The organism is Chryseobacterium sp. BLS98 (genome assembly GCF_001045445.1).
Classification (GTDB): Bacteria; Bacteroidota; Bacteroidia; order Flavobacteriales; family Weeksellaceae; genus Chryseobacterium.
In genome coordinates this window covers 640556-657042 of record NZ_LFNF01000001.1, presented here as the reverse complement: position 1 = coordinate 657042, position 16487 = coordinate 640556, and the positions used below count along the sequence as shown (strand labels likewise).

Below are 16487 nucleotides of genomic sequence, written 5' to 3'. Positions count from 1 at the left end.
CTTTATGACATTTCAACCAGCAAAGATCCCTTGGCAGGATCGTCCGGAAGACAGCCATGATATTATGTGGCGTTACTCTGCAAATCCGATCATCAACAGATATGCGATCCCTACCTCCAACAGCATTTTCAATAGTGCAGTAGTTCCTTTTGAGGACGGGTTCGCAGGAGTTTTCCGTTGCGACAACAAAGCAGTGCAGATGAATATTTTTGCAGGTTTCAGTAAGGATGGGATCAATTGGGAAATCAATCACGATCCTATCGATATGAAAGCTGGAAATACCGAAATGATAGAATCCGATTATAAATACGATCCCCGTGTTGCCTTTATAGAAGACCGCTACTGGATCACATGGTGCAACGGATACCACGGTCCAACGATCGGAATTGCCTATACTTTTGATTTTAAAGAATTCTTTCAGTGCGAAAATGCATTCCTGCCCTTCAACAGAAACGGAGTTCTTTTTCCTGAAAAAATAAATGGTAAATATGCCATGCTGAGCAGGCCAAGTGATAATGGCCATACCCCTTTCGGAGATATTTACATCAGCTACAGCCCGGATATGAAATACTGGGGCGAGCACAGATGTGTGATGAAAGTGGCTCCGTTTGAAGACAGCGCATGGCAATGTACCAAAATCGGGGCTGGACCTGTTCCTATCAAAACAGAAGAAGGATGGCTGCTTTTCTATCATGGTGTGATCAATACCTGCAGAGGTTTCCGTTATTCTATGGGAGCATCATTACTGGATCTTGAAGATCCGTCAAAAGTATTGTACAGAACAAAACCTTACTTACTGGCTCCGGCTGAATTGTATGAGCTTACAGGAGATATTCCGAATGTGGTATTCCCGTGTGCGGCACTTTCAGAAGGGGATAAGGTAACAGTCTATTATGGCGCGGCGGATACCGTTGTAGCTATTGCATTTGGATATATTTCAGAAATCATTGATTTTATGAAGAAGAATTCGCTTTAAACTGATTAAAACCTGTGAAATATGCCCGTCAACTTTATTTTTCCTCTTGTTGAAATCATGGTTGAGGTTTTTGTATTGTTAAATAAACTCCTATCTTGAAGGATTTTTAAGATTTCCGTATTATGATTATGAAAAAAGAACTCCTGATATTTTTATTACTGACTCTCGTTTCCAATATCGGAAATGCCCAGCAACGGAAAGACGATATTCTTTCCTGGGTAGATCCTTTTATAGGAACCGGAGGGCATGGCCATACCTTTCCGGGAGCTACAACTCCTTTCGGAATGGTTCAGCTAAGTCCGGATCAGAATACCAAAAGTGGTGACTGGGACTGGTGTTCAGGATACCATTACAGCAGTAAAACCATTATGGGGTTCAGTCATAATCACCTTAGCGGAACAGGCTGGGCAGATCTTGGGGACATTCTGGTGATGCCAACCGTAGGAAATATAAAAATGCTTCCGGGTACAGAAGACAAACCGGAAAGCGGCTACCGCTCGACATTCACTCATGATAAGGAAACCGCTTCACCGGGATACTATTCAGTCATGCTGGACAGCTACGGAATTAAAGCCGAACTGACAGCTTCACCAAGAGTTGGATTTCACAAATATACTTTCCCGAAAAGTGAAGAGGCCAATATTATTATAGATCCAACCAATAAGATTTTCGGAAATATTTACCATACGCTGGTAAGTATAGAGGGAAACAATAAGATTAAAGGATATTGCTACAGCAACGGCTGGGGAGGCAAAAGATTCGCCTATTTTGTGATGGAATTTTCAAAACCATTCAAATCTTACGGAACTTATTCTGAAGGAAAGATAAAAGAAAATGAAAAAATAGCGCTTGCCAAAGACGCCAAAGCTTTCGTAAGATTTTCTACTCAGGAAAATGAAAGTATAGAAGTGAAAGTTTCCCTGTCGCCGGTAAGCACGGAAGGAGCACAGCAAAACTTCGATGCCGAGGCAAAGAATGTAGATTTTGCAAAAGCTAAAGAAACTGCCCAGAAAACATGGAGAGACCTTATCAGCAGATTCCAGGTGACAGGAGGCACGGATGACCAGAGAAAAATTTTCTATACCGGAGTGTATCACACCTTTATAGCGCCTAACCTATATATGGATACCAACGGAGATTATGTTGCCGCACAGGAAAACATGAACACGAAATGGTTTACCAATTACAGCACCTATTCCTATTGGGACGGCTTCAGGGCAACACACCCTTTGCTGACTATTATGGATCAGAAACATACGAAAGAATTTGCCAATTCCTTAATCAGCAGGTATACAGATCGCAAAGATCATATGCCGATCTGGGAGCTGTGTGGATATGATAATTTCTGTATGCTCGGATATCACAGTGTATCTGTAATCTGGGATGCCATTTCCAAAGGCGTACCGGGAATAGATCAGGAAAAAGCATTTGCAGCCATGAAAGATGCTTCTTTAACCGATAAAATGAGTAGCAGCGATGGAGGAGGAGGCCTGAATGATTATATCAAACTGGGCTACACGCCATCCGAAAACGGTGCTTCAGTCTCTGCAACCCTGGAATACGCATACGATGACTGGTGCATTCAGCAGCTTGCTGAAAAGCTGGGTAAAAAGGAAGAAGCAGAAGTTTATAAAAAACGTTCCATGAACTTCCTGAATACCTTCAACAAAGAAAACAACCATTTCTGGCCAAGACAGAAGAACGGGGAATTCATTGCTGATTTTAAATTAAATGATTGGAAAAAACTTCAGCCACACTGGGTTTCCGGAAATATCTGGGCCTATGATTTCTTCGTCCCTCATCAGATCGATGAAATGATGAATCTGTACGGTGGAAAAAAAGGCTTTGAAGAAAAATTGGATAAAACCTTTACTGAAACTTTAAAAATGGAAGGAGAGCAGCATGTTGATATTTCGGGATTTATTGGTTCTCTTGGGTTTGGCGACGAGCCGGGACATCACGTTCCTTACCTTTACAATTATGCAGGAAGTCCTTACAAAACCCAGAAAATGGTGAAATTCATCCGTGATAATATGTATGCAGCAAAACCGGATGGAATTGTCAACAACGAAGACTGTGGCCAGATGTCTGCCTGGTATATTTTCTCATCATTAGGATTTTACCCTGTTACACCCGGAAAACCCGTCTATGCCATCGGAGCGCCACAGTTTCCAAAAGCATCTTTAAAGCTGGAAAACGGAAAAACCTTCACAGTAATTGCGGATAAAATTTCAGATAAAAACATCTACGTTCAGAAAATGTTCTTAAATGGTAAAGAGTTCAAAAGCTGGGAAATCAGCCACAGCGATATCATGAACGGAGGCGAACTGAAATTTGTCATGGGAAGCAAGCCTGTAAAATAAATCAATAAAAAATTAAAGAAATAAAAAGTATAATGGAAAGGAGAAACTTTATAAAGACAAGTGCACTGGCTGGAGCTGGATTATTCTTTACTCAGAATGTTTTTGCAAAAACGCTGGGTACGAAAGATTTCCCTGTTGTCCGCGTTCCTAAAGATAAAAGACATTTTACCAGTGAAGCGGTAGAAAATGCAATTTCGGCCTTTAAAAAGAAAGTAAAAAATAAAGAACTTGTCTGGCTCTTCGAAAACTGTTTTCCCAATACTTTAGATACCACTGTTTTTTATAAAGAAATAAATGGAGCTCCGGATACTTATGTTATTACAGGAGATATTGATGCCATGTGGCTTCGTGACAGCTCTGCACAGGTTTTTCCTTATCTGCAGTTCTCAAAAAAAGATGAAAAACTTCACAGACTGATCTCGGGAGTTATTCACAAACAGACAGAATTCATTCTGAAAGATCCATATGCCAATGCTTTTTATAACGATGAAAACAAAATAAGCAAATGGAAAGAATATGATCATACGGATATGAAACCCGGCATCCATGAAAGAAAATGGGAAATAGATTCACTTTGCTATCCTATCCGTCTGGCCTATCACTTCTGGAAAACAACAGGGGATACAAAACCGTTTGACAGCAATTGGTTACAAGGTATCAAGCTTACTCTACAGACTTTTAAAGAACAGCAGAGGAAAACAGACTTGGGGCCATACAAATTCGAGCGTACCACAGCCTGGGCTACAGACGGAATTCCGATGGGAGGCTACGGCTACCCAACAAACCCTGTTGGATTGATCAATTCCATGTTCCGTCCAAGTGATGATGCGACCATCTATGCTTTTCTCATACCATCCAATTTATTTGCTGTTATAAGTTTACGCCAGGCAGCAGAAATGGTTTCAAAGATCAAGAATGACCAGAAGCTGGCTCAGCAGCTGAATAGCCTTGCCGATGAGGTGGATGCGGCCATTAAAAAATATGGAATCTATGATCATCCGCAACATGGAAAAATATACGCTTTTGAAACCAACGGATTTGGAAGCTACAACCTGATGGATGATGCCAACTGTCCGAGCCTGCTTGGATTACCCTATCTGGATGCGGTAAAAGCAGACGATCCCGTTTATCTGAATACCAGGAAATACGTCTGGTCAAAGGACAACCCGTTTTTCTTCAAAGGAAAGCTGGCGGAAGGAATCGGCGGACCACATATTGGGCTTGATATGATCTGGCCGATGAGTATCATCATGAAAGCGCTTACTTCCAACGATAAGAAGGAGATCAGATGGTGCATAGAAACATTACAGAAAACCCATGGCGGAACAGGATTTATGCATGAATCCTTCCACAAGGATAACGATAAAAAATTTACCAGAGAATGGTTTGCCTGGGCCAATACATTATTTGGAGAATTGTTATGGAAAACCTTTAACGAGAATCAGGATTTACTGACTTAGATTCGATATTTGCAGCAGGTAGCAGCATACCCTTTATTCCCGTTTTTTTAGTTTCAGTGTTTTACAAAAATTTCATTGAAGGAGTTCCGTATGAAATTTTTCGGCCAGCAGCTGGTCATTTTCTTCATTGCCGGAGAGGATGAATAGATATAAATACATTAAACAACTTAAAAAAAACATTATGAAAAAAGCCATTACTATGTTGATCGTAATGATCATTCATGCAATTCCTGTGCTGAATGCGCAGCAGCTTAATCCTACGGGAATATGCTATGTGGAGGTAAACAACAATAATATCCTGAATGCCGGTTCATACAAACTGCAGACATCAGGTAAATATTTGTTTAATGTCGTCAATATTTTTGCCGCCAATATCAATTATGATACGGGCAGAGGCAGACCTTACCTGTACTGTAACAATAACGTTACAAAAGTGCTCACCAATGCAGATACCTACATAAAGCCCCTTCAGGCAAAAGGGATGAAGGTAGTGCTGACTATTTTGGGGAACCATCAGGGAGCAGGTATTTGTAATTTTCCGACCCGTGAATCGGCGAGAGATTTTGCCCAACAGCTTGCCCATACTGTAAATACTTATGGTCTGGACGGAATCGACTTTGACGATGAATATTCGGATTACGGACAAAACGGCACCGGCCAGCCCAATACAAGTTCTTTTGTGATGCTTGTACAGGAATTAAAGGCCCTATTGCCGGATAAAATGATTACTTTTTATTATTATGGTCCGGCAGCTTCAAGACTTTCATGGAACGGACTCAGAGTGGGAGATTATGTCAACTACAGCTGGAATGCCAATTATGGAACTTTCTCTGCACCAAACGTACCGCCTCTTACCAATGCACAGATTTCTCCGGCAGCCGTATGGCTTGGAAATACTTCCAATTCCACTACAACCAGCCTGGCTACCCAGACGAAGAATGGCGGATACGGAGTATTTATGTGGTATGACCTCCACGGAACCAATGAAACATCACAGCTTTCAGCCGGAACACAGACATTATACGGAGAACAGACTATCTTAAGCACTGCTTTACAGTCATGGACGCAGGGAACCAATTGTGATGCCCCGATCGGATTATTTACAAGTAACCTTACAGGAACAAGTGCAAAATTAAACTGGTCAGCAGTAGGAACCAGCACCTATGATGTAGATTATAAGCTTGCTACTTCTGCTACATGGACGAACGCTGCAACAGCTACCACTGCTACTTCCGTAACCATCTCAGGATTAACAGCCAATACGGAATACGACTGGAGAATCAGAACCAATTGCAGTGTAAAAAGTACCTATATGTTTGCCCCGAGATTCAACAGCGGGACAGGAACAGCTCCTTCGGGATCCACTTCTCTTTCACTTGACGGAAGCACAGAATCAGGTGCAGCGGGAAACATTAATCTAAGCGGATCTGCATTATCAATGGAAGGCTGGATAAAACCATCTTCTTTTAAATCTGCATCACCTTATATTTCGTCTCTTTGGGGAACGGAGGTAAGCGACAGCAATTCTGCGTTTTTAAGACTGGGCGATGCCAATATTGCCAACAATAAGCTTCAGTTTGTGGTAAGTATCAATAATGTACAGCAAAAACTAACTGCCAATACAGCTTTGAATGCCAATACATGGTATCATGTTGCGGCAACCTATGATGGCTCATCAATGAAAATTTATATCAATGGAGTTCTTGATGCAAGCAAATCCCAGACGGGAAGTGTGAACTCTAATGGAGCATTCAATGTAGGATATTTGTATAATACATCAAGGAATTTCAATGGTAAAGTAGATGAGGTACGTGTTTGGAAAAGAGCATTAAGTCAGACAGAAATCAGCCAGAATATGTGCAATGTCACACTTCCGGCGACTTCTCTTGCCGCTTACTGGAAATTTAACGAAGGAAGCGGTTCATCTGTTCAGGACAGCTCAGGAAACGGAATTACTCTGACATTAACGGGAGTGGATGCGTCCAACTGGGGAACAGATATACCATGTCCGGCAGGCTCTGCGGCAGCAAGAAATCAAAATGCAACAATCCTGGAAGAGGTTACAGCTAAAAAGCAGGTGAAATTATACCCGAACCCTGCAAGCAAATCTTCACCATTTACAGTTTCAGTTCCGGAAGAATATAACAAAGGAAAACTAACGGTATATAGCCTTACCGGTAATCCTCTGGAAACACAAACAATCAATACAGGAGATCAGCAGTATGACCTTTCAAGGCTTAAAGAAGGAAATTATATTATTCAATTTGAATCTCAGAACGGAAGCCTTAAGCAGACTGAAAAATTAATTATAAAATAAGAATCACCATCACCGGGCTCAGGCCCGGTGGTTTTACCAAAACTAAATTAATACTATGAAAAAAAAATCTATTCTTACCGCCCTGATCTTACTGGTCGTTCAAGGGGCATCCATACTTAAAGCCCAGCAGCTCAATCCTGTGGGAGTCTGCTATGTAGAAGTGAACAATAATAATATGCTGAATGCAGGATCGTATACTTTGCAGAATACGAACAGGCAGCTTTTTGATGTTGCCATTATTTTTGCTGCCAATATCAATTATGATGTCTCCAAAAACAGGGCTTACATTGCCAATAACAATAACGTGACAAAAGTGTTGAATGATGTGAACACTTATGTAAGACCTCTGCAGCAAAAAGGAATTAAGGTACTTCTGGACATCCTCGGAAACCATCAGGGAGCCGGAATTTCAAATTTCCCGAACAGGGAAGCCGCAAAAGATTTTGCCCTGCAGCTTGCACATACAGTGTACACTTACGGTCTGGATGGTATTGATCTGGATGACGAATATGCAGACTATGGAAACAACGGAACCGGGCAGCCCAACTCCAGTTCTTTTGTAATGCTTTTACAGGAACTCAAAGCTGCAATGCCGGATAAATTAATCACTTTTTATTACCTGGGGCCCGCAACGTCAAGACAAAGCTACAACGGTGATGCAGCCGGAAATTATATCAATTACAGTTGGAATCCTTACTATGGAACTTACAGTGCACCTTCAGTACCGCCTCTTACCAATGCCAAGCTTTCGGCTGCGGCTACATGGATCCGCAATTCTAACCCTCAATCCACTTCTGCCGCTACACTTACCACGCTGGCAACCAATACCAAAAATGATGGTTACGGCGTATTCATGTGGTACGATCTTAATGGAGTTGACAATGCAAGTTACCTGAGTACAGGATCAAATATTCTCTACACTGAAAATACGCTGCTTACCGGTCCTCTTTACTCCTGGACACAGGGAGATACCTGTAATCCGCCACTGGGACTTGAAGCTACAAATATTACAGGTACTTCAGCCAAACTAAACTGGACAGTCAATGGCTCACAGACTTATAATATTGATTATAAACCGGCTAATTCAACCACCTGGACCAATATTGCAAGCAACTATACAGGAAGCAATATCACAGTTAATAACCTCACTCTAAATACAGACTATGACTGGAGAATACAGTCTAACTGCTCGGCAACACTAAAAAGTACTTACATTTTTGCCCCGAGATTTAATTCGGGAAACGGGTGCGCCACGCCGTCCGGAGTAAAATCTGAGGGCTTTTTGGGAGCTACAACAAAAGTGTCCTGGGATATTGTACCAGGGGCATCTTCATACAATCTGCAGTACAAAACAGCTGCTGCAAGCACCTGGATTGATGTTCAGAATATCTCTTCAACTTACTATACACTTTCCGGATTAACGGAAAATACCAATTATGTCTGGAGAGTACAGGCAGTATGCAGCGCAACAAACAGCAGTTCATATACTGCTGATGCCTCTTTCAACAGTGGCTTTACACCTGTTCAGAGCCCGGGGGCAAGATCTCTTTCTTTTAACGGAAGCACAAACTACCTGAATGCAGGGCAGTTTAATCTTAGCGGTAATGCCATAACGTTCGAAGGCTGGGTAAAAGTAAATGCTTTTAAAACAGCATTTCCCTATATTTCCTCGGTAATCGGAATTGAAGTAGGCGATAGTAATTCTGCAATGCTGAGGTTTGGAGACGGAAATCTGGCCAATAACAAACTGCAGTTTATATTAAGTTTCGGATCTGCTCAGGTAAAACTTAACAGTGTTTCAGCATTGACAACTAATACATGGAATCACGTAGCTGCAACCTACGATGGATCAACCATGAAAATTTATATCAACGGGGTGCTTGATGCCAGTGTAGCGGCTTCCGGAAATTTTACAGCCAACGGGATTCTTTATCTGGCCAGGAATTATGACAATTCCCGTACCCTTAACGGATTTCTGGATGAATTCAGAGTTTGGAAAAGAGCCTTGACGTCTTCCGAAATTCTTGCTAATAATTGCAATGTTCCGGCTAACTCTCCCAATCTTGAAGCCAACTGGAAAATGAACGAAGGCAGCGGAAACGGGGCTTTGGACGCTACGGTAAATACTCATTTTGCAACTCTGGTCAATATGTCAGCGACAAACTGGAGAACAGATGTAGCCTGTGCTGTTGCGCTTTCCACGAAAGATATTGATTCAGAAAAAAATAATACAGTTTTTGCCTATCCCAATCCGGTTAAAAAAGGAAATGATATTCACTTTACTATTAAAGATAACACAGTCAGCGAAATTGCATTGTATGATATGGCGGGAAAGTTAATCATCAACCGGAAAATTGATAAAAATGATATACTGATCAGTACCGGGAATTTATCTGCAGGAACTTATATCTATAAAATAAATTCAAAAGACAGTAAGATAAAATCTTCAGGGAAGGTGATCATAGAATAAAAATTGAATCCTCAAAAGGCGTATAAAAAGTAAAAATAAAATTAGGGGATTTTAGGATGGCAGACGGGGAGTCATTACTTTCCTGTCTGTCTCTTTTAATGAAAAAGAATAATTTACAGAACATAAAGAAAGAATATAATGCAGAATATAGTAGGAATAGACATCGGCGGTTCGCACATCACCATGGCGCAGGTTGATCCTGAAAAACGTGAAATTATCAGTTCTACCTATGTAAGAGAACATGTTGACTCCTTCGAGGCACGGGAAACCATTTTTTCTGCCTGGATTTCAGCCATTGAAAAGGTGATCCATAATCTTGTCAGAAATGAGCTTCTGATCGGTATAGCCATGCCGGGCCCTTTCGATTATGAAAATGGAATATCGCTGATGCAGCAGGGAAAATTTATTGATATTTATAAAGTTAATATTAAAGAAGAATTAGCCCAAAGACTTTCAGTTTCCCCGGATCAGATTCATTTTGTGAATGACGCCGGAGCCTTTCTTGAAGGAGAAGTTTTTGGCGGTTGCGTACAGGAATATCATAAGATTTTTGGGGTAACCCTTGGAACAGGTTTGGGAACAGCTTTCTATAATGGAGAAACAGCTTCGGACGAAGATTTATGGGACTCGCCTTTCAAAGATTCTATCTGTGAAGATTACCTGGCAACACGCTGGTTCGTTAATCAGTATGCTGCTTTGACCGGTGGAACCATATCCGGAACCAAAGATTTATTGGATCAGCCCGAAGAGATACAAACCAGAATATTTAACGACTATGCAGATTCCTTTGCCGAATTTATAGTGAAATACGTAAAGGATTACAATCCTGAAGTACTTGTCATAGGCGGAAATATTGCAAAAATATATCCTTACTTTAAAAGGAGGTTAAATCAGCACTTAGCAGAGCATAAAATCAATCTTCCTATTAAAATTTCTGCTATTTTTGAAGATGCGGCTATTCTTGGTGCTGCAGGGTATGCTTTGAAGAAAGCCAGGATCAATTTAACAAAATGATATCATGAAGTCTTTATTCTCAAGTTTTTTTATTCTATTCAATATCTTGGCATTTGGCCAACAAGTATCTCTTGCCGATTATGTGAACCCTTTAATGGGAACACAGTCCAAACCTTCTTTGTCCAATGGAAATACCTATCCTGCTATAGGACTTCCCTGGGGAATGAATCTCTGGACTCCGCAAACGGGGAAAATGGGTGACGGATGGGCATATACCTACGATGCAGACAAAATAAAAGGTTTTAAGCAAACCCATCAGCCATCACCCTGGATGAATGATTACGGCGCTTTTGCGATCATGCCGGGTGTGGGTAAACTAAAATTTAAGGAGGAAGAACGGGCAAGTTGGTTCAGCCACAAAGCTGAGGTGGCAAAGCCTTACAGCTACAGCGTTTATCTGGCCGACATTAATGTGACTACAGAACTTACTCCTACAGAAAGAGCAGCTTTCTTCAAATTTGATTTTCCTAAGACAGACAGCGCCTATATCGTTATTGATGCACTGAATAAAGGATCTTACATCAAAATCCTTCCTAAAGAAAGAAAAATTCTTGGGTACACCACTAAATATTCCAGGGGGAAATATAACAATTTCAAAAACTATTTCGTTGTCCAGTTTGACAAGGATTTTGATTTGACTACCACCTGGAAAGACAGTGTTTTTGTGAAAAACCAGCTGGAAATCACAAGTGATCACGCAGGTGCAATTGTTGGTTTTAAATTAAAAAATAAAGAAAGCGTTTATGCAAGAACGGCTTCCTCTTTCATCAGTTTCGAGCAGGCAGAACTGAATCTTAAAAGGGAAATCGCAGGCAGGAATTTTGAACAGGTAAAAACAGATGCAAAAAATATCTGGAACAAAACCCTGGGAAGAATTGAAGTAAAAGGTGGTACGGATCAGCAGATGAGGACCTTTTATTCTTCGCTGTACAGGACATTATTCTTTCCTCAGAAATTATACGAGATTGATGCTCAGAACAAAGTAAAACACTGGAGCCCCTATAACGGGAAAATCCTGGATGGGAAAATGTTCGCAGGAACCGGATTTTGGGATACCTTCCGCGCTCTTTATCCTTTCCTGAACCTTGTGTATCCGGGCATGAATGTCGAAATGCAGGAAGGTTTGGCCAATACGTATAAGGAAGGCGGATTTCTTCCGGAGTGGAGCAGCCCCGGATACTCTGATATTATGATTGGGAACAATTCCGCTTCAGTGGTTGCGGATGCTTATATCAAAGGACTTCGCGGATACGATATAGAAACTCTTTGGCAGGCTGTAAAACACGGAGCCAATAATGAAGGCCCGATCGATGCTGTAGGCCGTAGAGGAGTAGAATATTACAATACTTTAGGCTACGTTCCTTATGATGTTAAGATTAATGAGAATGCTGCCAGAACCCTGGAGTATGCCTACGATGATTTTGCCATTTATCAGTTGGGAAAAGCATTGGGAAAACCGGCTTCAGAAATTGATATTTATAAAAAAAGAGCGTATAATTATAAAAATATGTTTGATCCGCAAACAGGTCTGATGCGCGGTAAAAACAAGGATGGGAAATTTCAGTCACCATTCAATCCGTTTAAATGGGGTGACGCTTTTACCGAAGGAAACAGCTGGCATTATACCTGGTCTGTTTTCCAGGATATTGACGGTTTATCCCAGTTGATGGGCGGAAAAAAGAAATTCGAAACCAAACTGGATGAAGTATTCTCGCTTCCGCCGGTATTTGATGACAGCTATTACGGAAGTGTGATTCACGAGATCCGCGAAATGCAGATCATGAATATGGGACAGTATGCTCACGGAAATCAGCCGATCCAACATATGATTTACCTGTACAATTATGCAGGTGCCCCATACAAAACGCAGTACTGGGCAAGACAGGTGATGGATAAGCTTTATTATGCAACCCCGGATGGATATTGCGGGGACGAAGATAACGGCCAGACTTCTGCGTGGTATGTATTTTCTGCCTTAGGATTCTATCCCGTAACACCAGCTACAGACCAATATGTTTTGGGAGCGCCGCTTTTTAAAGAAGCTGTAATCCATTTGGAAAACGGCAAGAAAATTGTAATAAATGCCGCGGAAAACAGTGCAGAAAATCTATACGTTAAGTCATTGAAAGTAAATAATCAATCATATTCGAAAAACTGGCTGAACCACAAAGAGTTGACGAATGGAGCCGTACTGGATTTCCAAATGGATAATAAACCGAATAAAGAAAGAGGATCACAGGAAAAAGATTTTCCTTATTCAATGTCGAAAGAATAATCATTACAACCTTTATATTTAAAAAATAATTTAGAAAGAAATACAATTTATGAATGCAGAGAAAACAGAAATATTCGATAAGATAGAAAAAGTGCTTGAATCCCAGGGGTTTACTATTGCATCAAAAGATAATACCAGGCCATGGGGGGGATTTTTCGTGATTGATGAAAACCAGGCGCAGAATTTTGCCAATCAGTATTTTGACGGGATTGATGTAGAAAGCCTTAAAATAGGTGGAAAATTGAGCCCGAAGATCCTTCTTGTTGCCCCGAACGCTCGTTTAAGCTGGCAGTACCATCACCGCAGAGCCGAGATCTGGCAGGTTGTGGAAGGTACCGTTGGGATAAAAACCAGCAATACCGATGAAGAAGGCGAGCTGAAAGAATATCACCCAAAAGATCAGATCAAGCTTCAGCAGGGTGAAAGACACAGGCTGATAGGTTTGGATGGTTGGGGTGTAGTGGCTGAAATATGGCAGCATACCGATGCCTCAAATCCTTCGGATGAAGATGATATTGTGAGGGTACAGGATGATTTCGGAAGATAAATATCTGTAAAATAAAAAAGACTGTTTTTAAAACAGTCTTTTTTTGTGTCAAAATAACCTATAAACCAAGTTTACTTTTTTAAATCTTTGTGTTTTTTTAATTTTTCAAAAAGTTCAAGGTTATCCCTACTTCTGTATTTTATTTCATCATTTTTGTTCCTGTAAACCTTCCCACCGGAATAACTATCAGTATTCTTATTGGGTTGGTTTTACAGTTACAAAGTAACAATATTCTAAAATAAAATTCCTTATAAAAGTCATCGATATATATCGACAGGCTGTAGAATTTTATCGACAGAAATCATCGGTATCCTTTAAATTTTTTGTTTAAAACTTAGAAAGTTACATCCAGTCCTACATAAAAATTAGCTTTCATGATAGGGGCATATACCATCCCTCCGTCAAAATAATTTCCGAAAGGATTTCTGAAATCTACGATTGCATTTTTCTGGTAATAAGATGTAAGGTTTTCACCTCCTGCATAAGCTCTGATCTTTTTATTGAAATTCCTCGAGATTTGAGCATTCAACACAGCATAAGAATCAGAGTATACAGGAAGCTGGAATTCTGCCGGATTGCCTGAAGTATTTGGAAGTCTTTGCTTTCCTACCCAATTCAGCGTTGTATCAAAACTCCAGAATCCTCCTTTGTCATTTTTATTAGTTGTATAGGCAAGGTTTACAAATCCTCTGTGCTTTGCCATGAACGGAACTTCTCTTCTGCCGTCTATATAATCTGCCTGAACATCATAATATTTGTAAGCCAATCTTACATCAAAATTTTTGAAAGGCGTAAAATCCCACTGGGTCTGGAAAGAATTGGCAAAAGACTTTCCTTCTAAATTATAAAAGGTAAGCTGCTGTGGAGCATGATCGAGGTCAATAAGTACCTGATCCTGGAAATCCGTTCTGAAAAAATCAGCGACAACCGAAGATTTTCTTCCGAAAAGCTTAAACTCCTGTTGTAAGCTTGCCCCATAGTTCCATGCGATTTCCGGCTTTAACCCATAAATATTACCGCCATTCTGTAAGATCTGAATACTTCTGTTCGATGCAAAATACTGCTGGTTTTCAGCAAAAACGTTAGCCGTTCTGAATCCTCTTCCTGCAGAAAGTCTTAAGATCGTCTGAGGCGTGAAATCATATTTAAAATTAAGTCTCGGGGTAAACTGGGTTCCTGCCAGATTATGAAAATCTGCTCTGGCTCCTGCTACTAAAGTATATTTTAACCCTGTTAATGTATATTCTGCAAAAATTCCCGGAACGATCTCATTTCTTTTCATATTGTCTGTTAAGTACGTTTCCTCATAGCCATCATATAAAAAGCTGGCTCCGGCCTTGTACTTATGATTGGTATTCCCGATAATGCTTTCAAATATTAAATTTGAATAATACGTATGTTGTTTCCCTGCATAATTTCTCAGTCCGAAAAAGCTGTCCTGCTGGTGGTATACATACTGATTCATCCATCCCAGGCTTTGGTAAGGCTTTCCTTTGAAGACATATCCTGTCTTATTCCAGACCTGGAATCTTGAAATATCAATACCTACACCGTAAGCAGGCTGTTCATCCTGCCCCAGCTTCTTATCAAATCCAACTTGTCCGGCTGTTCTCTCATCCCTGATAAAATTGATTCCGAAATGTGATCCGAATCCCGATTTTTCCAGGTCATTATAATTAAGGAGATAAGCTGCATTGATCTGTGTGCCTTTCGGTCTGTCAAGAAAAGTATCGTGATTCATGTCCGTATCCCCGAAAGTTCCGTTTCCATGCAGTAAAAAGGTCTGTGACCATTTCTCATTGATAGGGGAGACGCTGGTAATATTGGCTTCCGCTCTTCCGTTGAAATCAGCGAAAATATTTAATGAAGTTTCAGGTTCCTTGGCATTTTTCAGAAGTTCAGTATTGATTTGTCCCGTGATGCTTTCATAGCCGTTGGTTACTGTACTTCCTCCTTTTGTCAGCTGGATGCTCTCGATCCATCTTCCGGGAATGAAATTCAGCCCGTAAGCCGAAGCCAGCCCTCTGATTTCAGGAAGAAGTTCCTTGGTTAAGCTGGTATATTTTTGGTCAAGACCGAGCATTTTAAGCTGCTTGGTACCGGTAACAGCATTACTGAAAGACACATCTACAGTTGCATTGGTTTCAAAGCTTTCAGACAGGTTACAGCAAGCTGCTTTTAGTAATTCTTTCTTATCAATATTAAAAACAAGACCTGCTTCCTTTTTACTTAATGCAGTGGCGGCCTTCGAACCGGTAACCGTTACCCCTTCAATGCTTTTCTCGTGCTGCTCATGAGTTTCATTAAGGGATGCGCCATGTTCTGTATGATCGTCGTGTTTTGCCCCTTCTTCATAATGTACATTCGGGTTGGTTTCTCCGAACGGAATATCTCTGTCGTATAGACAACATCCGGGAAGGCTTTTGTAAACCGTATCAGAGGTTTTATATTTTTCATTGTCATGACCGACATCTGCAATTGCTTTTAAAATTTTATCCGATGAAGTTTTTGAAGGATCAAAGCTTAAGGTTACCGTCTGTTTTTCCGCACTCCATTCTGCGGAATCCGCACCGGCTTCTTTTGCGGTTTTTTCTATTCTCGCTTTACATGAAGCACAGTTTCCTTTTACATAAAACTCATTTTCTTTTTTAGAATGATGCTGATGAGCTTCTGCAATGGAAGGCTGAAGGTCTCTTTCATAATGGCAGCATCCCGGTAGACTTTTATAGGTTTCATCGGAGGACTTGAATTTTTCATTATCATGGCCGGCCTCGGCTACTTTCTTTAAAATTTCGTCTGTAGAAACCCTGCTGTCAGTTTCCAATGTTAAAGTTTGAAGATCAATAGAGTATACAGCAGTTTTAGCGCCTGCTTTTCTGGCTGCTGTTTCTATTCTGGATTTGCACATATCACAGTTTCCCTTGACCTTAAACTGGCTTTTTGAAAGGTTTTGAGCAGATATAAAGTTTGCAGAAAGGATCATTAGACCAAGTATAAACCTGGTAATATATAATTTCATTTTGTTTAAAAATTTAGATTAATTAAAAACGGCTCATTAAATTGTT

The 16487-nt window shown here is 40.6% G+C and carries 9 protein-coding genes; 8 read left to right on the top strand and 1 reads right to left on the bottom strand.

Annotated elements, in window-relative coordinates:
• The first annotated feature begins 4 nt into the window (after window positions 1-4).
• The 8 genes from ACM40_RS02955 (at window position 5) to ACM40_RS02920 (ending at window position 13422) form a co-directional block, all read left to right on the top strand.
• Window positions 5-976 carry a glycoside hydrolase family 130 protein gene (locus ACM40_RS02955; protein WP_048501321.1) on the top strand — a complete coding sequence of 324 codons (972 nt, stop codon included), beginning with the start codon at window positions 5-7 and terminating at the stop codon, window positions 974-976.
• Between the two features lie 128 nt (window positions 977-1104).
• Window positions 1105-3339 carry a GH92 family glycosyl hydrolase gene (locus ACM40_RS02950; RefSeq protein ID WP_228376123.1) on the top strand — a complete coding sequence of 745 codons (2235 nt, stop codon included), beginning with the start codon at window positions 1105-1107 and terminating at the stop codon, window positions 3337-3339.
• A gap of 32 nt (window positions 3340-3371) precedes the next feature.
• Window positions 3372-4799 carry a glycoside hydrolase family 125 protein gene (locus ACM40_RS02945; protein ID WP_048501319.1) on the top strand — a complete coding sequence of 476 codons (1428 nt, stop codon included), beginning with the start codon at window positions 3372-3374 and terminating at the stop codon, window positions 4797-4799.
• Between the two features lie 181 nt (window positions 4800-4980).
• Window positions 4981-7116: an endo-beta-N-acetylglucosaminidase H gene (locus ACM40_RS20220; RefSeq protein ID WP_228376122.1), complete on the top strand. Its 2136-nt coding sequence runs from the start codon at window positions 4981-4983 to the stop codon at window positions 7114-7116.
• A gap of 55 nt (window positions 7117-7171) precedes the next feature.
• A complete protein-coding gene (locus ACM40_RS20215) occupies window positions 7172-9586 on the top strand; it encodes an endo-beta-N-acetylglucosaminidase H (protein ID WP_083996772.1) in 2415 nt (804 codons plus the stop codon).
• A 138-nt stretch (window positions 9587-9724) separates the two neighbouring features.
• Window positions 9725-10600, top strand: coding sequence for an ROK family protein (locus ACM40_RS02930; RefSeq protein ID WP_048501318.1), 876 nt, complete (start codon window positions 9725-9727; stop codon window positions 10598-10600).
• Window positions 10601-10604: 4 nt separating this feature from the next.
• The gene (locus tag ACM40_RS02925) at window positions 10605-12875 is read left to right on the top strand and encodes a GH92 family glycosyl hydrolase (RefSeq protein WP_048501317.1); all 2271 of its coding nucleotides are present in this window, start codon (window positions 10605-10607) and stop codon (window positions 12873-12875) included.
• Window positions 12876-12924: 49 nt separating this feature from the next.
• Window positions 12925-13422, top strand: a complete 498-nt coding sequence (locus ACM40_RS02920; RefSeq protein WP_048501316.1) for a phosphoheptose isomerase — start codon at window positions 12925-12927, stop codon at window positions 13420-13422.
• A 334-nt stretch (window positions 13423-13756) separates the two neighbouring features.
• Here the strand turns inward: ACM40_RS02920 and ACM40_RS02915 are convergent, their stop codons facing one another.
• Window positions 13757-16441 carry a TonB-dependent receptor domain-containing protein gene (locus ACM40_RS02915; RefSeq protein WP_053077088.1) on the bottom strand — a complete coding sequence of 895 codons (2685 nt, stop codon included), beginning with the start codon at window positions 16439-16441 and terminating at the stop codon, window positions 13757-13759.
• Window positions 16442-16487 lie beyond the last annotated feature (46 nt).